Annotated in this window: 18 protein-coding genes; 6 read left to right on the top strand and 12 right to left on the bottom strand. The window is 65.8% G+C overall.

From position 1 onward, the window contains the following. The first annotated feature begins 287 nt into the window (after positions 1-287). Complete coding sequence (sat, locus tag F572_RS0112095) at positions 288-1,478, top strand: sulfate adenylyltransferase (RefSeq protein WP_017942950.1); 1,191 nt, start codon at positions 288-290, stop codon at positions 1,476-1,478. A 99-nt stretch (positions 1,479-1,577) separates the two neighbouring features. On the opposite strand, the gene F572_RS0112090 is transcribed toward sat, so the two are convergent. After that, the gene (locus F572_RS0112090) at positions 1,578-2,180 is read right to left on the bottom strand and encodes a CBS domain-containing protein (protein WP_017942951.1); all 603 of its coding nucleotides are present in this window, start codon (positions 2,178-2,180) and stop codon (positions 1,578-1,580) included. 103 nt (positions 2,181-2,283) lie between these two features. Beyond that, positions 2,284-2,811 (bottom strand): metallophosphoesterase family protein, encoded by a 528-nt coding sequence (locus F572_RS0112085; protein WP_017942952.1) that lies wholly within the window; start codon positions 2,809-2,811, stop codon positions 2,284-2,286. Positions 2,812-3,038: 227 nt separating this feature from the next. Between F572_RS0112085 and F572_RS0112080 the strand changes: the two genes are divergently transcribed. The 3 genes from F572_RS0112080 to F572_RS0112070 are packed head-to-tail and all read left to right on the top strand — an operon-like array spanning position 3,039 to position 7,635. After that, the gene (locus F572_RS0112080; RefSeq protein WP_017942953.1) at positions 3,039-5,903 is read left to right on the top strand and encodes a molybdopterin oxidoreductase family protein; all 2,865 of its coding nucleotides are present in this window, start codon (positions 3,039-3,041) and stop codon (positions 5,901-5,903) included. Further along, positions 5,900-6,631, top strand: a complete 732-nt coding sequence (locus F572_RS0112075) for a 4Fe-4S dicluster domain-containing protein (RefSeq protein WP_017942954.1) — start codon at positions 5,900-5,902, stop codon at positions 6,629-6,631. Before F572_RS0112080 ends, F572_RS0112075 begins: the two co-directional genes overlap by 4 nt. Positions 6,632-6,648: 17 nt before the next feature. Next, positions 6,649-7,635 (top strand): DmsC/YnfH family molybdoenzyme membrane anchor subunit, encoded by a 987-nt coding sequence (locus F572_RS0112070; protein WP_017942955.1) that lies wholly within the window; start codon positions 6,649-6,651, stop codon positions 7,633-7,635. 71 nt (positions 7,636-7,706) lie between these two features. Here the strand turns inward: F572_RS0112070 and F572_RS0112065 are convergent, their stop codons facing one another. Next, positions 7,707-8,873: a hypothetical protein gene (locus F572_RS0112065; RefSeq protein ID WP_017942956.1), complete on the bottom strand. Its 1,167-nt coding sequence runs from the start codon at positions 8,871-8,873 to the stop codon at positions 7,707-7,709. A gap of 150 nt (positions 8,874-9,023) precedes the next feature. Between F572_RS0112065 and adk the strand changes: the two genes are divergently transcribed. Continuing rightward, complete coding sequence (gene adk / locus F572_RS0112060) at positions 9,024-9,680, top strand: adenylate kinase (protein WP_017942957.1); 657 nt, start codon at positions 9,024-9,026, stop codon at positions 9,678-9,680. 126 nt (positions 9,681-9,806) lie between these two features. Here the strand turns inward: adk and F572_RS0112055 are convergent, their stop codons facing one another. From F572_RS0112055 to F572_RS0112045, 3 genes are all read right to left on the bottom strand, one after another. Further along, positions 9,807-11,015 carry a 6-phosphofructokinase gene (locus F572_RS0112055; protein ID WP_017942958.1) on the bottom strand — a complete coding sequence of 403 codons (1,209 nt, stop codon included), beginning with the start codon at positions 11,013-11,015 and terminating at the stop codon, positions 9,807-9,809. 239 nt (positions 11,016-11,254) lie between these two features. Beyond that, positions 11,255-12,127 (bottom strand): dienelactone hydrolase family protein, encoded by an 873-nt coding sequence (locus F572_RS0112050; RefSeq protein ID WP_017942959.1) that lies wholly within the window; start codon positions 12,125-12,127, stop codon positions 11,255-11,257. A 116-nt stretch (positions 12,128-12,243) separates the two neighbouring features. After that, the gene (locus tag F572_RS0112045) at positions 12,244-12,708 is read right to left on the bottom strand and encodes a tRNA (cytidine(34)-2'-O)-methyltransferase (protein WP_017942960.1); all 465 of its coding nucleotides are present in this window, start codon (positions 12,706-12,708) and stop codon (positions 12,244-12,246) included. Here F572_RS0112045 and F572_RS0112040 point away from each other — a divergent pair. Further along, positions 12,707-13,699, top strand: coding sequence for a dihydroorotate dehydrogenase (locus F572_RS0112040; RefSeq protein WP_017942961.1), 993 nt, complete (start codon positions 12,707-12,709; stop codon positions 13,697-13,699). The two genes, F572_RS0112045 and F572_RS0112040, sit on opposite strands and share 2 nt — an antisense overlap. Before the next feature lie 257 nt (positions 13,700-13,956). On the opposite strand, the gene ntrC is transcribed toward F572_RS0112040, so the two are convergent. The 6 genes from ntrC to F572_RS0112010 all read right to left on the bottom strand — a co-directional run bounded on the left by ntrC (position 13,957) and on the right by F572_RS0112010 (position 19,418). Next, positions 13,957-15,393, bottom strand: coding sequence for a nitrogen regulation protein NR(I) (ntrC, locus tag F572_RS0112035; protein WP_017942962.1), 1,437 nt, complete (start codon positions 15,391-15,393; stop codon positions 13,957-13,959). Continuing rightward, on the bottom strand, positions 15,393-16,490 hold the full coding sequence (gene glnL / locus F572_RS0112030; protein WP_017942963.1) for a nitrogen regulation protein NR(II): 1,098 nt from the start codon (positions 16,488-16,490) through the stop codon (positions 15,393-15,395). The genes ntrC and glnL overlap by 1 nt, the downstream gene beginning before the upstream one ends. A 183-nt stretch (positions 16,491-16,673) precedes the next feature. Then, positions 16,674-17,330, bottom strand: a complete 657-nt coding sequence (locus tag F572_RS0112025) for a DUF4124 domain-containing protein (protein ID WP_017942964.1) — start codon at positions 17,328-17,330, stop codon at positions 16,674-16,676. 113 nt (positions 17,331-17,443) lie between these two features. Next, positions 17,444-18,298 (bottom strand): hypothetical protein, encoded by an 855-nt coding sequence (locus F572_RS0112020; RefSeq protein ID WP_017942965.1) that lies wholly within the window; start codon positions 18,296-18,298, stop codon positions 17,444-17,446. Next, positions 18,298-18,690: a DUF2782 domain-containing protein gene (locus F572_RS0112015; protein WP_017942966.1), complete on the bottom strand. Its 393-nt coding sequence runs from the start codon at positions 18,688-18,690 to the stop codon at positions 18,298-18,300. Before F572_RS0112015 ends, F572_RS0112020 begins: the two co-directional genes overlap by 1 nt. A gap of 2 nt (positions 18,691-18,692) precedes the next feature. Further along, the gene (locus F572_RS0112010; protein WP_017942967.1) at positions 18,693-19,418 is read right to left on the bottom strand and encodes a TIGR00730 family Rossman fold protein; all 726 of its coding nucleotides are present in this window, start codon (positions 19,416-19,418) and stop codon (positions 18,693-18,695) included. Positions 19,419-19,473 lie beyond the last annotated feature (55 nt).

Here is a 19,473-nt window from a genome sequence, read left to right as displayed (position 1 = left end):
CGGTCTTGCGGCGACCGTGGAGCCAATCCCGATGGGCTTCGGACCAATCGGACAGCCACCGCACACAACCTGATCCGGCAGCCACCGGGGCGATACCAGCCATTCGAGCTCGGATCTACGGTCAAGAAACCCGGCGCTTTATGCACTATCTTGTGCTACGTTCAGGGCCGATGCCGCCACCCGCCGCCCGCGTGGACGGCGGCCGAATGCGGTCCGGACTCCGCGTGGCGGCCCAGGCCGCCCCATTCAAGCAGCCCACATCCAGCGTCGGCAGGAGAAAAAGCCCCATGATCAAACCGCACGGTGCAGACACCCTGAAGCCCCTGTTCGTATACGACCCCGATCAACATCACGCCTTGCTGCAGGAGGCCGAGACCCTCCCCTCCGTCGTGATCAGCTCCGCGGCAGCCGGGAACGCTGTAATGATGGGGGGCGGTTACTTCACGCCGCTGACCGGCTTCATGAATATGGCGGACGCCATGAGCTGCGCCGAGAACATGAGGACCACCAGCGGCCTCTTTTTCCCGGTCCCGGTCGTCAACCTGCTGGAAGACGCCGACGCGATTCGCGGAGTCGGGCGGATTGCCCTGCGCGACCCCAACATGGAAGGCAACCCGGTGATCGCCATTCAGGAGGTCGAGGCGATCGAGGAATTCACGCCCGAGCAGATGGAGACCATGACCCAGCAGGTCTACGGAACGACCGACATGGAACACCCCGGGGTTGCCGCGTTCAACAGCGTCGGCCGCGTCTGCGTCTCCGGGCCCATCCAGGTCCTGCACTTCTCCTACTTCCAGGACGACTTCCCCGACACCTTCCGCACTGCAGTCGAGATTCGCAACGAGATAGCCGAACGAGGCTGGAACCGCGTGGTCGCGTTCCAGACCCGCAACCCGATGCACCGCGCGCACGAGGAACTGTGCCGCATGGCGATGGAACAACTGAATGCGGACGGCATCGTGATCCACATGCTGCTGGGCAAACTCAAGCCCGGCGATATCCCGGCGCCGGTGCGGGACGCTGCCATCCGCAAGATGGCCGAGATCTACTTCCCTCCGAACACTGTGATGATCACCGGGTATGGCTTCGACATGCTGTATGCGGGTCCGCGCGAGGCGGTCCTGCATGCGCTGTTCCGGCAGAACATGGGCGCGACACACTTCATCATCGGGCGCGACCATGCCGGGGTCGGGGATTACTACGGACCGTTCGACGCCCAGACGATCTTCGATACCGAGGTGCCGGACGATGCCCTGGAGATCGAGATCTTCCGCGCCGACCACACGGCCTACTCGAAGAAGCTGGACCGCGTCGTGATGATGTGCGATGCACCCGACCACACGAAGGAGGACTTCGTGCTGCTGTCCGGCACCAAGGTGCGCGAGATGCTGGGCCGCGGCGAGGCACCCCCGGTCGAGTTCTCCCGCCCGGAAGTGGCGAAGATCCTGATGGAGTATTATCAGGGGTTAAACAAGTAGCAGGGCGCTCGCCGCTCAAGGCTCAGGCTTAGGGCGAGCGTGGATCCATGCTGCCGCGGCACTCCGCGGCCGCGGCAGCAACCCCATCCTGATCCGCGACTAATAGGCCTTGGACAGGGTCGCCTGGATCTGCGCGAAGGTCCGCGCGACATCGAACGTCTGAACCTGAATCCCCAGCTGGCGACCAATCTGGGTGGCCGAGAACATGCCCCGGATGCGGGTTTCCCCGGTCTCCGGATCGCGCTGTCCAACCAGTGCATGCTGGCGCCCCCAGTCCTTCAGGGTCGCGACGATGTCGGCCACGTCGGCCTGCATGACCCGCTGCATGTCCAGCAGGTCAATGTCATCTACCGGAACCATCAGGTCACGGACCATCAAGTCCTCGTGCCGCATCCCGCGTTCGTTCACCATCTGGATCGGACGCTCACCCTGGGTGTCACGCGCGGTGATCAGCCCGAGCACGCGCTCCGAGTCGACCACGATCAACAGCCGCACACCCTTGGCAATCATCTGCTCCGTCGCCTGGTTCAGCGTCGCCTCCGGCCCGATGGTCGCGACCGGAACCCGGCGAAAGTCCGTCATCACACACAGCGCGGACGAGGCCAGCGTGACCTGGGGATCCTCCTCCGAGACCTGCTGGAGACCGGTTCCGGGCGCCGCCTTGTTCGACGGAAGGGGCTTGTGCGGGAATTCTGCTGTCATCGCGTTCTCTCCATCCAGGGTGGGAACCTAGACGATGCCCTGAGACGCACTCGCTGACAAGCCGGTCCGTTGATCCGCCGCTCCCCCGCAGGGAAACGCTGACTCAGGCCGCAGTTTCCTCCGGCGTCGACCGGATCTGGAAGTCCATGCTGCGCAGGTCACCCAGCGCCCAGGTCGCCTCGGGTGCGCCAAGACCGGCCACGGTGCCGGGATTCACGAGCCAGGTGGAGCCACCCTTCACATGGGGCTGCTGGCGGATCTCGGTTTCGTGACTGTGCCCGCAACAGACGAGGTCGTAGTCGCCCGTACAGGCCATCGCATGGGCGTAGTGGGGATAGTGCGTAACGAAGATACGCCGGTCGCCGAGGGTGATGGTGGCATCCAGCCCGTGGTAATGGAGCAGGCCGTTGGACTGATGGGCAATGCGCGAAATCGCGACGGGGTCCCCGAGGTTATTGCCATGTACCGCGTGGATCGGCACCCCGAGTTTCAGCGAAGCGCGCAGGGTATTCCCGCCAATCACGTCGCCACAGTGAATAACCGCCTCGGCGCCCTCGGCAATGCCGGCCTCGATCGCACGGGCCAGCATCGGGCCGCGGTCGTGACTGTCGGAAACAATGCATACCTTCATCGGATTCACAGGCCTCTGTTGTCATGCTCCTGGCCCGGAACCATAACACTGCGGCGCCCGTCCCCGCGCCCCGGTCGTGTCCGGGCCGGCAAAACCCGGGCGCAAAGATCGCTCTCGAAACGCCTTGTGGTGGGCACCCCGGAACTGCATAGTGGGGGTAACCCCGATCGCAGTAAGGGGTATTGCAGTATATCGCGATTGTCTAACTTACAAGGCGTTGACGATTTATGGCACAGACCCCCTCGCAGGAAATCAAGAACACCACCTGTTACATGTGCGCCTGCCGTTGCGGCATTCGGGTGCACCTGCGTGACGGGGAGGTGCGCTATATCGACGGCAACCCCGAGCACCCTATCAACGAGGGGGTCATCTGTGCCAAGGGTGCCTCCGGGATCATGAAACAGCACTCGCCGGCGCGGCTGACCCAGCCCCTGCGGCGCAAGGCCGGCGCCGAGCGGGGCGACGGAGAGTTCGAACCGATCTCCTGGGAAGAGACCTTCGAGATCCTTGCCGAACGGCTCGGACACATTCGCGAGACCGACCCGAAGCGCTTTGCCCTGTTTACCGGGCGCGACCAGATGCAGGCCCTGACCGGGCTGTTCGCCAAGCAGTTCGGCACGCCCAACTACGCGGCCCACGGCGGCTTCTGCTCGGTCAACATGGCCGCCGGCATGATCTACACCATCGGTGGCTCGTTCTGGGAATTCGGCGGGCCCGATCTCGAGCGCTCCAAGCTGTTCGTGATGATCGGCACCGCCGAGGACCACCACTCCAATCCGCTCAAGGTCGCGATCTCCAAGTTCAAGCGCCAGGGCGGGCGGTTCATCTCCATCAACCCTGTGCGCACGGGCTATTCCGCGATCGCCGACGAATGGGTGCCGATCCGCCCGGGCACCGACGGTGCCCTGCTGCTCGCCCTGATCCACGAGATCATGAGCAAGGGCCTGTACGACCGCGACTTCCTGGTGCGCTACAGCAACGCCGGCCAGCTGGTGAACATGGACGAGGACAGCGACGCCTTCGGGATGTTCCTGCGCTCTGACGCACCCCCGGCAGAGGGGTGTTACGACGCACAGGACCAGCTCTGGTGGGATCGCAAGACGGGCCGCCCGGTGCAGACCCACACCCCGGGCGCGGACCCGTATCTGCTGGGTGAATTCACCCTGAAAGACGGCACCCGTACCAAGCCCGCATTCCAGCTGCTGCAGGACCGGGTCGCGGAATACACGCCCGAGTGGGCGGAACGGATCACCGGCATCTCGGCCGAGGACATCCGCCGCCTGGCCCACGAGATGGGGGTGACCGCCCGCGACCAGCGGATCGAGCTCCCCATCGCCTGGACCGACTCCTGGGGCGAAGAACACGAGTCGGTCACCGGCAATCCGGTCTCCTTCCACGCCATGCGCGGCCTGGCGGCGCATTCGAACGGGTTCCACACGATCCGCTCCCTGTCGATCCTGATGTCGCTGCTGGGCACCATCGATCGGCCCGGCGGCTTCCGCCACAAGGCGCCATTCCCGCGTCCCATTCCGCCCTGCGCCCGCACCCCGAAGGGGCCGGAAGGCGTGCAGGCCGGAAAGCCGCTGGACGGCATGGTGCTCGGCTGGCCGGCGGACCCGGACGACCTGTTCGTGGACGACAAGGGAGAGCCGGTACGACTCGACAAGGCCTTCTCCTGGGAATACCCGCTGGCCGTGCACGGCATGATGCACAACGCCATCACCAACGCCTGGCGGGGCGATCCCTACCCGATCGACACCCTGCTGATCTTCATGGCCAACATGGCGTGGAACTCGACCATGAACACGGAAGAGGTCCGCAAGATGCTGAACGACAAGGACGACAACGGGGAGTACAAGATCCCGTTCCTGGTCGTGGCGGACGCCTTCCAGTCCGAGATGACGGCATTTGCGGACCTGATCCTGCCGGACACCACCTACCTCGAGCGCCACGACGTGATGTCCATGCTCGACCGCCCGATCTCCGAATTCGACGGCCCGGTGGACTCCGTGCGCATCCCGGTGGTCCCGCCCAAGGGCGAGTGCAAGCCGTTCCAGGAGGTGCTGATCGAACTCGGGTCGCGCCTGAAGCTGCCGGCATTCGTGAACGACAAGGGCGAGCGCAAGTACCGCGACTACCCGGACTTCGTGGTCAACTACGAAACCGAGCCCGGCTCGGGCATCGGCTTCCTGGCCGGCTGGCGCGGCAAGGGCGGCGAGAAATCGCTGCGCGGCGAACCCAACCCCAACCAGTGGGAGATGTACGCCCAGAACAACTGCGTGTTCCAGTACGAACTGCCACGCAGCTACCAGTACATGCGCAACTGGAACAAAGGTTATCTCGAGTGGTCGCAGCGCAACCGCATTACGCGCTTTGGCGAACCGATCCTGATTCACCTCTACTCCGAGGTGCTGATGAAGTTCCGCGCGGCGGCCCAGGGCAAGGGCCCGTCGCGCAAGGCACCTGCACACCTGGCCAAGCGTGTCGAGACCTTTTTCGATCCGCTGCCGTTCTACTACGACCCACTGGAATACCAGTCCACCAACAAGCACACCTACCCGCTGGCCGCCATCACCCAGCGTCCGATGGCGATGTACCACTCCTGGGACTCCCAGAACGCCTGGCTGCGTCAGATCCACGCGCACAACCTGCTGTACGTGAACGCGCGTACCGCGCATGCCGCCGGGATACAGGACGAGGACTGGATCTGGGTGGAGAGCCAGTGGGGCCGGGTGCGCTGCATGGCCAAGTACTCCGAGGCGGTGGAACCCGGTACGGTCTGGACCTGGAATGCCATCGGCAAGGCCTCGGGTGCCTGGAACCTGACCCCGCGCGCCAACGAGTCGCGCAAGGGCTTCCTGCTCAACCACCTGATCTCCGAGGAGCTGCCGAGTGACGACGGCCCGATCTCCAACTCCGACCCGGTGACCGGTCAGGCGGCCTGGTATGACGTCCGCGTACGTATCTACAAGGCCGAAGAAGGGGAGCCGCAGGAGACTTCACCCCAGTTCAAGCCCCTCAAACCGTACCCCGGCCAGTCCACGCGGGCACGTGTTTTGAACTTCTTTGCGGGCCTAGGAGGCAAGAAATGACCCAACTCGCCCTCGTCATCGATCTCAACGTATGCGTGGGCTGCCACGCCTGCGTGACCAGCTGCAAGGAATGGAACACCTCCGGCGATGCCGGCCCACTGGTCGACCAGAACCCCTACGACGCGGACCCCACCGGTACCTTCTTCAACCGCGTACAGAGTTTCGAGGTCGGCGAGTATCCGAACACCGAGACGGTGCACTTTCCCAAGTCCTGTCTGCATTGCGAGGAACCCCCGTGCGTACCGGTTTGCCCGACCGGGGCTTCCTACAAGCGCGAGTCCGACGGCATCGTGCTGGTCGACTACGACAAGTGCATCGGCTGCAAGTACTGCTCCTGGGCCTGTCCCTACGGCGTGCGCGAGGTGGATGCCGAACGCAAGGTGATGACCAAGTGCACCCTGTGCGTGGACCGCATCTACAACGAGGAACTGCCCGAGTGGGATCGCAAGCCGGCCTGCGTGCGGGCCTGTCCGACCAATGCCCGCCTGTACGGTGACATTCATGATCCGGAATCGGTGGTCTCGAAGGCGATCCGCGAGGCCGGGGGCTATCAGCTGATGCCCGAGTGGGGGACCAAACCGGCGAACCACTACCTGCCGCGCCGCAAGACGCAAGTCACCATCCGCGAGGACGAGGTGGAACGCGCCGACAACCCGCTGAAGATCGACAGCCAGTTGCCCAAGCCCGGGCAGGAAGAACCCTCCCTCGACGATGTCACCAGCTGGTAAACAGGGACGAACAGACTATGCATCCAGCCTTCTCGGTCATCTTCCTCACCACCCTCATCGGCGCCGGCCAGGGCCTTTTCCTGGCCCTGTTCGGTGCCGAGTCACTGGGCCTGCTAGGCGTGCTCCCGGCACCCGGCTCCGAGTTCCTGGCGCTAGGGTCGCTGATCGCGCTGATATTCCTGGTGCTCGGCCTGGTGGCATCGTTCTTTCATCTGGGGCGCCCGGAGCGTGCCTGGCGCACGGCCACCAAGTGGCGCACCTCGTGGCTCTCGCGCGAGGTGATCGTGCTTCCGGCATTCATGGGGGTGGTGTTCCTCTACGGTGTCGCCCACTGGTTCGGTTTCAACCCGCCACTGGGCACGCTGGCCGGCGGCTATCCGGTCCTCCCGACCGTATTGCTCGGGGCGCTCGGAGCGTTGCTCGCGATCGTGCTGTATATAACGACCGCAATGATCTACGCCTGCATCAAGTTCCTGCAGGAATGGCACTCGCCACTGACCGTGGTCAACTACACCGTGCTGGGAGCCGCCTCCGGCTTTACCCTGGCGGCGGCCTATGCCGCCTGGGCCGGCGCCGCGGGGCTGGTGAACTTCCTGGTAACGGTGGCCATCGTGCTGACCGTCCTGGGGCTGGCCACCCGGGCCGCCTCGCTGGTTCGCAATTCGCGCATCAAGGCCAAGTCCACGCTGCAGACCGCGATCGGGGTCAAGCACCCGAAGATCCAGCAGAAGTCCCAGGGCTTCATGGGGGGCTCATTCAACACGCGGGAGTTTTTCCACCACGTGTCGGCGGCGTTCCTGCGCGGGATGAAGTGGGTGTTCCTGCTGGCGGCCTTCGTGATTCCGGCGATCCTGCTGCTGGTCGTTCTGGCCACGCGCGTGGATCCGACCGGCGTCCTGATTGCCGCCTTCGTGACCCAGTACCTGGGGCTGATCGCGGAGCGGTGGTTCTTCTTCGCCCAGGCCAACCACCCGCAGAACATCTATTACCAGTCAGTCGCCTGAGCACACCGAGGGGGTGGGACCACCACCCCTTCGGCCCCTCCGCACCCAGGGCGGGGATCGAACCCTCCGCGTCAGGCGGCGGGCCATCCCTCGGTCGCGATGCCCTGCCCCAGATCCACCTCCACCAGACGGCGGCGCACCTCCAGCAGTTTCTCGATCAGCGCCGGCTCGTGGCACTCGTAAGCCTCCGCGTCCGGCACCCGGTTTACCACCACGCCCAGTAACTCGGTGATCGCGTTGCCGATCGAGTTCTGGCTGATCGTGACAATCAGCCGGCCCTCGTCATTGCGATAGATCAACTGCTTGAATGCCGGCTGCCAGCGGATTGCGTGGGCGTACTTGGCGTCGGTGAAGCAGCGGTCGCGAACCTTCTTCGCGGTCTTCAGGAAGTCGTTGTTGAACAAAAGAACCTCTTCCACCGCATCCGGGAAATGCACGCCAGCGGGCATCGGCGCATTGCGGGTGGAGACCTGCGAGAAGAAGGTGCGGTAGAAATCCAGGAACCCCTGCAGGACGGCGTCGTATTCACGCCAGAAGCGGATGTCCTTCAGCGCCTCGACGCCGCCCTGGATCTCCCAGCTCGGGAGGCCATGCGGGTAGCCGGTCAATTCCAGGCGGGCTTCGTGATCCGGCGCCGGACGGAGGATCTGCAGATCCAGCGCCCGGGTAAAGAAGGCTCGGTATACCTCGCGCATGTAGGCCTGGAAGAGGCTGTGCTGCCCCCCGTCGGTCAGATTGGGATTACCCGGGTCCGCCAGCGGCGCATCGGCCAGTTTCGACTTCGGGAAGACGATGAAATGGTTGTGCAGCATGCGGATGCTGGGCACCCCCGGGGCGGTCAGCGGCCAGGTCGCATCCAGACTCGCCTCCCCCGCCAGCACCAGGGCCTCGGCCGGGTCCGGGTACTGCTCCAGCATGTACTCGATGATCACCCCGTTCATCCGGTTCCAGACATGCCGCACCGGCTCCGGGACCTGAGTGCGGCGCACCGGCCGCCCCATCGGGTCCAGGATCGTCTGCGAGGTGTTGTAGATGATGGAGCAATCGAATTCGTTGCTGTGTCCCAGCGCCTTGCGATAGAGCAGGAGATTCTCCGGGTTGACCAGCAGGCCGTTGTTGTTGACCAGATCGGCCAGGTTCTCGGTGCTGTTGAAGAACTCGTTGGGTTTCATGCCCTCCGGGATATCGAGAGGGATGGGGCGAAACGGCGTGGTGATCTCGCGGGGGCCGGCTTGCATGACGGTCGATGACTCCTTGCCAGGGGGCGATCCAGGACGGCGCGGGTGCGCTTGTACCGACAACCACAATCACTGTACTGTAACTTGCGCGGCACGGAAGCGTCTGTCGCGACCATAGCACAACCACCCACTCCTCATAGGAGGGAGAGCATGCGACTGATTCTGTTGGGGGCGCCCGGCGCCGGCAAGGGCACACAGGCCCAGTACATCTGCGAGAAATACAACATCCCGCAGATCTCCACCGGCGACATGCTGCGCGCGGCCGTCAAGGCCGGCACCCCGCTGGGCCTCAAGGCCAAGGAGGTCATGGATGCAGGCGGCCTGGTGTCCGACGACATCATCCTCGGACTGGTCAAGGAACGCGTCGACCAGCCCGACTGCTGCGATAACGGCTTCCTGTTCGACGGCTTCCCGCGCACCATCCCGCAGGCCCAGGCATTGAAGGATCAGGGTGTGCCGCTCGACTTCGTCGTGGAGGTGGATGTGCCGGACGAGGAGGTGATCCGCCGGATGAGCGGGCGCCGGGTACACCCGGGCTCCGGTCGCACCTACCACGTCGAGTTCAACCCGCCGAAGGTCGAAGGCAAGGATGACGTCACGGGCGAGGACCTGATCCAGCGCGAGGACGACAACGAAGAGACGGTCCGCAAGCGCCTCGAGGCCTATCACAGTCAGACCCAGCCGCTGGTCGACTTCTACGCCAAGTGGGAGGAAAGCGGCGAGCCCGACGCCCCGAAGTGTGTCCACATCAAGGGGACAGGGTCGGTGGAAGATATCCGCGACCAGATCTTCAAGGCCCTGGGCTGACGATCTCGCGGAAGGCCCGGAAACTGCCTCCCACGAGGTAAAAAGGCCCGCCCGGAACACCGGGCGGGCCTTTTCGATTCGGGGACCCGCCAACCGGCCAGCCCCCTCCTGCCGACCTGGCCGCGACTAGCGCCCCAGGACCTTGGTCACCTTGTTCTGCCGCAGCCGGTAGGCATCCGGCATGCGCGAACCCAGCAGGGGACGCAGGTACATGCGGAAGGCATCGGTGACATCGGTGCCCGAGGCATCGATGAACTCGTCCGGCATGACCTTGGTCTTGCCCGCGACGGCCTCCAGCGGGACGTACTCGTAATCCACCGAGTAAAAGCCGGTGCGCTTGATCGCGACCGAACCGTCGCGACCTTCCCACATCGCGAACTGCACCGCCTTCTCGCCCACCTCGCGCGCCTCGCGCTGGTCGACGTCGGAGACACAGCCAATGAACGCCCGCTGGAGGTAACCGAAGGTGTCGCCGCGTACGCGCTTCACGCCCAGCTTGTCGCGGATCTCGCCGCACAGCATATCGGCCAGCGCGCCGGTACCGGAGAGCTGGACGTTGCCGTGCGCATCCTTTTCCACGTCCTTGGCCAGCTTGGTGGCGATCGGTTCGCCCTCCGCATCATGGATGCCTTCGCTGACGGCAATCACGCAGCGGCCATAGCGATCCATCGTCGCCTTCACGTCCTGCAGGAAACGATCAACCTCGAACACCCGCTCCGGGACGTAGATGAGATGCGGCCCGTCGTCCGGGAACTTCTTGCCCAGCGCGGAGGCGGCCGTGAGGAAACCGGCATGACGCCCCATGACCACAGCCAGATAAATACCCGGCAGGGCGTAGTTATCGAGGTTGGCACCGATAAAGGCCTGCGCCACAAAGCGCGCCGCCGACGGGAAGCCCGGCGTGTGGTCGTTCTCCACGAGGTCATTGTCGATCGTCTTGGGGATGTGCACGCAGCGCATCGGGTAGTTCGCCTTGCGCGCCTCCTCGCTGACGATGCGCACGGTGTCGGAGGAGTCGTTGCCCCCGATATAGAAGAAGTAGGTGATCTCGTGGGCCTTCAGGACCTTGAAGATCTCCTTGCAATAGTCGAGATCCGGTTTGTCACGCGTGGAACCCAGAGCCGACGAGGGCGTCTGCGCGACCATTTCCAGGTTGTGGGTGGTCTCCTGGGTCAGGTCCAGGAATTCCTCGTCGATGATCCCGCGGACCCCGTGGAAGGCTCCGTAGACGAGTTCGACGTCGGTAAATTTCCGGGCCTCGAGTACCGCGCCCACCATGGATTGATTGATTACCGCCGTGGGGCCTCCACCCTGGGCGATCAGAACCTTGGCCATCTTCATCCTCCTTTTGCGACTTGAGTGCGTACAAACCGGGTACCGACCGCACAACGGCCGGGGCATCTCGATGACGTAAAGCCCGAAGATAGCAAATTCCGCACTCTGCGCACGGAAACGTTTAATTGTATTATCAAAGACTTATTTATAGGCGCAGGCACAAGGAAGCAGCGACGCCACCAACCCGGGGGCTGCTGGCGTCGGCCTGTAGCCAGGAGGGAGGGGGACCGAGGAAGAACTCAGTCGCGCAGGTGCCGGTTGACGAAGCGGGTGACGCGGATCATCGCGTCGCGCGAGGCGAGGTCGTCGGCAAAGGTGCGGTTGTTGCCATTGCGAAAGTCGAAGCCACGGCCCACGCCCGGATATTCGATCCAGGTGACATCGCCGCCGCGGCTTTCGAGGCCATCGGCCGCCATGCGCGCGGTCCGGTGGCGCTGGTACTGCTCCTCGTCGCCGATCAGGATCATCATCGGGATCCGGAGCTCGTTGACCTCGCTGGCGTAACGATACACCTGGTGCGGCTCGCCCAGGTTCGGGTCCTGCAGGTGGGGGTAATAACCGGCCCAGCAGGCGACGTCCTCGACCTGGCGTTCGAAGGTGACGGCCACCTTGAGCGTCTTGTACCCCCCGCGGGTGATCGAGAGCAGGCAGGCGCGATTCCCGATGATGTCGTCGCGCTCCAGCAGGACGTCCAGGCCCTTGTTCAGATCGCCCTCCAGCTCGTAATCATGGTCCAGCGGGTGGCTCTCCATGAAACGGCCGGTATACATGTCCGGGGCGAGCACGACGAAGCCACGCGCTGCCAGACGCTTCACGTGGAGCTCGGCGAGATCATCCAGCCCGCGCCGGCCATGCGCCCAGAGGATCGCCGGATAGGACTCGCCATCGGCGGGACGGGCGACCATCGCCGGGATGTCGATGCCATCCCGCTGATACTCGATGCGCTCGACCGCGACCTCGTGGTTTTCCAGATCGGCGTACATCACGCCGTCCTCCCACCAGTCGTCGTCCCACCACCAGTTGTCGGAACCGGTGGGTTCATCGGCCGTCAGCGGGGCGGAGATCAGGGCCGTGGCGGCCAGCAGACAGAAGGAGCGCAGCACGGGAAGCATCGGGAACCTCTCATAGTGGACGAACGGGTGCGACGTCCTCGAAAGACGGACGGCGCGGTTGCTTTCTTCCGAGGGTAGTGCAATCCCGCAGGCCGTGCCTGCCCGCCAGTCCGGGATCATGTGCCGCCGGGGAACCCCAGTTGGCGCCAGGCCTCGTAGATCACCACGGCCACGGCATTGGAGAGGTTGAGGCTGCGGCTGCCCGCGCGCATCGGGAGGCGCAGGCACTGCTCCGGCGGGAGGGCGTCCATCATCGGCTGCGGCAGACCGCGGGTCTCGGGACCAAACACCAGGGCATCGCCGTCGCGGAATGCCGGCGCATCGTAACGGGCTTGCCCGCGCGTGGTGATGGCGAAGACTCGGCCGGGTTGGACCGATTCCCGCCACTGGTCGAGGCTGTCATACTCTTGCACCCGGGCCAGCTCGTGATAGTCGAGCCCGGCGCGGCGCGCCCGCGCACTGTCCAGCTCGAAGCCGAGCGGATGGATCAGGTGCAGCGCTGCCCCGGTATTGGCCGCCAGACGAATGATATTGCCCGTGTTCGGCGGGATCTCCGGTTCATAGAGGACGATGTGAAGCATGAGTGATTCGCGCACCGATCCGCGGCTGGCCCTGGACTTCTGCGGGCTGCATTTGAACACGCCGCTGGTGCTGCTGTCCGGCTGCGTCGGCTTCGGCGAGGAGTACACCCGCGTATCCGGGTTCTCCAACCGCGATGCCGGCGCGATCTGCCTGAAAGGCACCACCGGGAACGCGCGCCTGGGCAACGCGCCCCACCGCGTCTACGAGACGCCGGACGGCATGCTGAACGCCATCGGCCTGCAGAACCCCGGGGTCGACCACGTGGTGGACCACACCCTGCCGCAGCTGGACTTCGACGAGACGCGCTTCTTCGCCAACGTCTCGGGCTCCACCATCGAGGAATACATCGAGGTCACCCGGCGCTTCGACGACTCGCCGATCGACGCCATCGAGATCAACATCTCCTGCCCCAACGTGAAGGAGGGCGGCGTCGCCTTCGGCAATGACCCGGACATGTCCGCCCGGGTGGTCGAGGCCTGCCGCCAGGTCACCTCCAAGCCACTGATCACCAAGCTCTCACCCAACCAGACCGACATCGCCGAGAACGCCCGGCGCTGCATCGAGGCCGGTACCGACGCCTTTGCGGTCATCAATACGCTGATGGGCATGGCGGTGGACGTGGAAAACCGGCGCGCGGTGATCGGCAACAACCAGGGCGGGCTTTCCGGCCCGGCGATCAAGCCGATCGCGCTTCTGAAGGTGCAGCAGGTCTACCAGGTGGCCGCTCCGCACAACGTGCCGATCATTGGCCAGGGCGGCGTGATGAACGCCACCGACGCGCTGGAGTTCCTGATCGCCGGCGCCAGCACGGTCGGCGTAGGCACTGGGCTGTTCTACGACCCGCTGTGCCTGCCCAAGATCCTGCACGGCATCAGCGACTACATGGACCGCCACGGCTACACCCACGTGCGCGACCTGACCGGCACCCTGCAACTGAACGGCGCCGTCTCCGCCTGCGCCCCGCCCGCCCCTCAAGATCCAACCACCTGAAGCGCCTGTTCACCACAGAGTTCACAGAGGACACGGAGAAGGGCCAGATCAAAAGCGGTTCACAGGAAGAAGGGAAGATGGGAAGGGTTTTTGGGTAAAGACCTCTGGCCCCGTGTCCTGAGGCCTGCCCGGAGGGTTGATCAGTCCCGGGTCAACATTCCCGTGTTCTTCCGTCCTCCCCATCTTCCTGTTAATGCTTTATCGCTTTTGACCTGGCCCTTCTCCGTGTCCTCTGTGAACTCTGTGGTAGGTCAGCCCTAGTCGTCGTCGAGGCCGAGTTCGTGGATCTTGCGGGTGAGGGTGTTGCGGCCCCATCCAAGCAGGGCGGCCGCCTGCTGGCGATGGCCGCCGGTGGCGTTGAGGGCCTCGCGGATCACCGTGCGCTCCAGCTGCGGCAGGACCGAACCCAGCAGGTCGTGATCGCCGCGCTGCCAGTGCTGGCGGGCGACCTGGGCCAGCTCGGCGGTCCAGTCCCGCGGGCCGGCGACCACACTGGCCGGGGTACCGTCCGGCGCGACGCGGGTCTCGGTGGGCTGGTGCAGCTCGGCCGGCAGATCATCCAGGTGCACCTCGCGGCCCGAGGCCATCACCGTGAGCCAGCGACAGGTGTTCTCCAGCTGGCGGACGTTGCCCGGCCACGGTAGGCGCTGCAGCTCTGCAACCACCTCGGGGCGCATGGTCTTGGCCTCCACCCCCAGCTCCTGGGCCACCTCGGCCATAAAATGCTGAACCAGCAGCGGGATGTCCTCCGGGCGCTCGCGCAACGACGGCACATGAATGCGGATCACGTTCAGGCGATGGAACAGGTCCTCGCGGAACAGCCCCGCGCGCACGCGCTCCTCCAGGTCCTGGTGGGTCGCGGCGATGATGCGCACATCCACCCGGATCGGGGTATGCCCGCCGACGCGATAGAACGTGCCGTCGGAAAGCACGCGCAGCAGCCGGGTCTGCAGGTCGAACGGCATGTCGCCGATCTCGTCGAGGAACAGGGTACCGCCGTCGGCCTGCTCGAAGCGCCCCTTGCGGCTCTGGTTCGCGCCAGTGAACGCGCCGCGTTCGTGCCCGAACAGCTCGCTCTCCAGCAGATCCTTGGGGATGGCCGCGGTATTCAGCGCGATCAGCGGCTGATCGGCGCGCGGGCTGTGCTGGTGCAGCGCACGCGCCACCAACTCCTTGCCGGTACCCGACTCGCCGTTGATCAGCACGGTAATGTTGCTGCGCGAGAGCCGGCCGATGGCGCGGAACATCTCCTGCATCGCCGGGGCCTCGCCGATGATCGGGGTCTCCTCGATCTCGGGCCCGGCGGGGCCATTCTCCTGCCCGGCCCGGCGCGCCTCCAGCGCGCGCTGCACCAGGGCCACGGCCTCGTCCACATCGAACGGCTTGGGCAGGTACTCGAAGGCCCCGGTCTGGTAGGCACCCACGGCACTCTCCAGGTCGGAGAAGGCGGTCATGATGATGACCGGCGGCGGATCCGGTCGGGTCTGCATACGGGCAAGGAAATCCAGGCCGTTCAGCCCGGGCATGCGGATGTCGGCGACGATGGTGTCCGGGACCGGGTCCTGGTCCAGCGCCGCCCAGGCGGCGTCCGCCGTCTCGAAGCCGCGCACGGCGATCGCCTGACGCTGCAGGGCGCGCTCCAGCACCCAGCGAATCGAGTCGTCGTCGTCAATGATCCAGACGATGGGCTCCATCAGTGCATGGCCTCCCGGGCCTTCGGGGGTTCAATCGGAAGCAGGATGTCGAACGAGGTCGCCCCCGGGCGTGAATGGCATTCGATCAGTCCGTCGTGCAGCTGGATCAGGCTCTGGGCAATGGGCAGCCCGAGCCCCGTCCCTGCGGCGCGCCCGGTCACCATCGGAAAGAAGATGCGCTCGCGGATCTCTTCCGGGATGCCGGGCCCGTTGTCGCGCACGCTCAGCTTGGCCACCAGGCGGTGGCGGTGACCGGAGATGGTGTACTGGCGCAGAATGCGCGAACTCAGGGTGATCTCGCCCCCGTCTTCCAGGGCATGCACCGCGTTCTGCACCAGATTCAGGATCGCCTGCACCAGCATGTCGCGGTCCGCCTGCACATCCGGGATACTGGGGTCGTAGTCGCCCCGAATCTTCAGCCCCAGCGGTAGCTGGACGCTGACCAGGCCCCGGACGTGCTCCAGCACCTCGTGCAGGTTGACGGCCTCGCGCCGCGGCAGGTTGTTCGGCCCCAACATGCGGTCGACCAGACTGCGCAGGCGATCGGCCTCGCGGATGATGATCTGGGTGTATTCCTTCAGGCCCGACTCGTCCAGCTCGCTGGCGAGCAACTGGGCCGCACCGCGCAGCCCGCCCAGCGGGTTCTTGATCTCGTGGGCAAGCCCGCGGGTCACGGCGCGGGTGATCGCCTGCTGCTTCTGCAGCTGCTCCTCGCGGCTGATGCGCTCGTGGCGGTCGATCGCATTGAGTTCAAACAGCAGCTGACCCGGCCGGTCGCCCTCGCCGTGCAACGGCGTGATCACGATGTCGGCAAGGAAGCTGTCGGCGCGCAGCGGCTCCAGCTGGCGCGCGCGCAGGGTAATCGGCTGATCCAGCGTCAACGCCGAGCGCAGGCGATTGGCGAGGTTCCGGTCCAGCTTGAGCCACTGCCCCAGTCCGTGCCCGACGATACGTTCACGGCTCAGTCCCAGCAGCACCTCGGCCGCACTGTTCATGCTCAACAGGCACAGCTCGGCATCGGTCACCAGCACGGCCGTGGAGAGGTCGTCCCACCAGGGCGGGGTGGCCGGACCGGAATTGGAAGGGGACGTGGGCATCAAGAGGCCTCAAGCAGGAATCGAGCCAAGCAAGCATTGCCTGACAGGACGCCGAAGCCTTGGGCTGTGTCACGGATCGAAGCGGCACCGCGACACCCCTGAAGCAAAAACGCCCCAGCATGGTGCAACTATAGCACCATGCTGGGGCTCGTAGCGCACCAACACGGTGCGATAGTGGGGCTTTCAGTTCGGGGCAGGCGTGATCGGTTGCGGCGCCCGGGGGGCCTGCGGGGCCCGGGGCGCCTGCGGCGCGCCACCGGACGGGAACTGCTGGGGCCGCTGCTGCTGTTGCTGGTCGCGCGGAATGGCCATCCGCAACACGTTGAACTCGATGGTCTCGCTAACCCCCAGCTCCTGGCCGGATTCGTCCACGATCCGGGCCTGCAGGGTGTGGGCGCCACGGTTCAGCCCCTGGAAGGTGGCGCTGGGCCCGGCACCTTCACCGGCGGCCTCGCCGTTCAGCAGCCAGACCACGCGGTGGCCGGCCTCGGCATCCAGTGCCGGTTCCAGGTCCAGCTCGGCGGTCACGTTGCCGTCGTTGGCGCGCACGCCCGAGCCATCTTCCGGGCGGGCAATCGCAACCCGCTGGTACGCGACTGCCGCCTCCGGCTGGCCGCGCGGGCGTACCGGACGTTCGAGGATCTCCCGCGCGCCCTCCAGCGGCACCCCGCGCATCGGCTCGCGCACATCCACGGATTCGCTGGCGTGTCCCTCGGGCGGCCGGTCACCAAAATGGATATTCCCCTGATCATCGGTCCAGCGATAGACCTCTGCGCTTGCCAGCGCCGGGGCGAGAAGGACGGCCAGCGGCAGGGCCAGCCAGAGCGTGGTTCGGAACATGGGCCTTCCTCCTTGGATGGGGCGGGATGGCACCAGCCAGCCCTGCCCCCGTGTACGTTCGGGCCGCAACAAGCCTGGAACGTCCCGCACGCGCCGGCGCAGATGTACCGGGATCAGGCCGCCGCGCGCACCCAGACGCCTTGCAGGCGTGCCGCTTCGGCCTGCAGGGCCGCGAGTCGATCCCGCCACTCGCTGCCATCATTGCCCGCTTCCAGCTCCCCGAGCCAGTCGTCCAACGCGGCCAGGCGGATCATCGTGGGCGCCGCCCCGCGCTCGATGGCGGCCAGCGGCCGACGGCTGTTGAACCCGGACAGCAAGGCCCGATACCGCTCGGCATCCGGCTGTCCGGCCGCGTCCACAGCGACGGCGAGGGCAATGCGCGCGAGTTGCCAGAAGGCCGGCACGGGGGCCGGCGGGACGACCAGGTCCGCCAGCCCGGCGCCCTCCGGATACACGCGTACGGATTGCCAGTAGCTCCCCGCCAGGGGCAGGTCTTCGAAGCGGTAAAGCCCCTGGTGGTGAAGCTCGGCATCCAGGATGGCCCGCGACTCGGCATCCAGCGAGGCCGCGACGGCGTCCGCCCGCTCGCGCATCTGCTGTTGCAGCACGCCGCGCCGGTAGCCCTCGCCCGCCGGCAGGGCGCCAGCCGTGTGGCGGCCCTGCCAGTCGGCTGCGCGCTCGCCGAGCGCTTCCAGGCTGCCCGGCCCCTCGGCCGCGATCGCGCCCTGCAGGGCCTGGCCGCGCTCCAGCACCAGCAGCGCCTGCCCGGAATCGGCATCCGTGCCGCGACCCATCACGCGACCGCAACCGGCAGGGGCCTCGCCGAGGGCCTGCTCAAGGGCCGGCGCTGCCGCGGGCGCAACCCGCAGGCATTGCACCGGACGACCTTCCAGTTCGGCACCGTCAGGCCCCGCGCTCAGTGCGAGGCCGGCAGCCTCGCCGCAGGCACGGATTTCGGAATCAGTCATTACCATCGGAAAATCACCCAGGAAGGGGGTACAAAGTCAGGGTCCAGCTCGTTGCGACGGCCGTCCAGCGTGCCGTCGCCGGTGGTGTCGATCAGGTAGTAGGTCGGGCCCACCGCGGGCGTCACCTCGACCATCACCAGCTCGCCACCCACACGGTATTCGCGCCGCGTCTCGCCGTCGCGCTCGATGATGACGATGTCGGCATCCTCCAGCGAACGCTGCTCGCGGGCGCGCTCGTCCAGCACCGGGGGCGGCGGGTCGGCGCCCTCCTCGAGCTCCGGCGGTGGCGGGGCATCGCCCCATTCGCGGTCTTCCTGCGCTAGCGCCGTACCGGAGACCAGCAGCAGGGCCGCCAGCAGCGACAGGGACAGGCTCGGGCGGATCGAGGTCATCGTCACAGCTCCATCAGTCGTTTCTTTTCTTCCGCGGACGGTTCGAAGCTGCGTGCCTCGTAGTACTCGAAGATCACGTCCACCACGTCCTCCGGTGAATCTACCAGCGAGTATAGCTGGAGGTCCTCCTGGTCGATGGTGCCCTGTTCCACCAGGGTATCCTGGAACCAGTCGAGGAGGCCCCTCCAGAACTCGCTGCCCACCAGCACCACGGGAATACGCCGGGTCTTGCCGGTCTGCACCAGGGTCAGGATCTCGGCCAGTTCGTCCAGCGTCCCGAAGCCCCCGGGCAGGACCACGTAGGCCGAGGCGTACTTCACGAACATCACCTTGCGCGAGAAGAAGTGGCGAAAGCCCAGGCCCACATCCTGGTAGTCGTTCGCGCTCTGCTCGTGCGGCAGCTGGATGTTGAGCCCGATGCTGGGCGAGCGGCCTGCGAACGCCCCCTTGTTGGCCGCCTCCATGATGCCCGGGCCACCCCCGCTGACCACCGCGAAACCGGCATCCGACAGCTGCCGCGCGGTCGCCTCGCCCAGCTGGTAGTAGCGATGCTCCGGCGGGAAGCGCGCGGAGCCGAAGATGCTCACCGAGGGCTTGATATGCGCCAGGCGCTCGAAGCCCTCCACGAACTCCGCCATGATCTGGAAGATCTTCCAGCTTTCCCGGGTCAGGGCGGAGTCGTCGATCGGGCGCAGGCCCGGGTGTTCAGCACGTTCGCGGTTGTTCATGCAGCGGGTTCCCAAGGATGAAGGCATCAGCGTACCGGCGCCCCCGGGTGGGCAC

Source organism: Thioalkalivibrio sp. ALE14 (genome assembly GCF_000376845.1).
GTDB lineage: Bacteria > Pseudomonadota > Gammaproteobacteria > Ectothiorhodospirales > Ectothiorhodospiraceae > Thioalkalivibrio.
The sequence above is the reverse complement of the archived record's forward strand: the minus strand, read 5'-3'. Positions and strand labels throughout refer to the sequence as shown.